Annotated in this window: 1 protein-coding gene; it reads left to right on the plus strand. The window is 56.3% G+C overall.

Annotated features, from left to right (window positions below; translation table 11 throughout):
• A partial coding sequence (locus tag SB816_RS30880) for a hypothetical protein (RefSeq protein ID WP_410548104.1) occupies nucleotides 1–275 on the plus strand: 275 nt, incomplete at its 5' end.
• Between the last annotated feature and the right edge of the window lie 18 nt (nucleotides 276–293).

Below are 293 nucleotides of genomic sequence, written 5' to 3' on the forward strand. Positions count from 1 at the left end.
AGCACGAAAGCATTCTGCCAGCCCGGCATCTCAGCCCGGCCCTCGATGGCGTCTGCGGCACTGACATCGGCATTCGGACGGGGGGCAACACCCGCCTTCATTGCCGCCGTCTGCTGACCGGCAACCTGGCTGCCGGCATCACGAGCCTTGTCGCTCCCCTCCCCTACGCTATTGGACGGATTCTGGAATCTGGATCGGGAGAAGCTCATGGCAGCGTGCACACTCATCATAAACGTACATATTTCGATCCTTTTGAAATAGAAAATAAAGGTTAATTACCCCTTTCCAAACCG

Source organism: Achromobacter sp. SIMBA_011, from assembly GCF_046535435.1.
GTDB lineage: Bacteria > Pseudomonadota > Gammaproteobacteria > Burkholderiales > Burkholderiaceae_B > Achromobacter > Achromobacter dolens.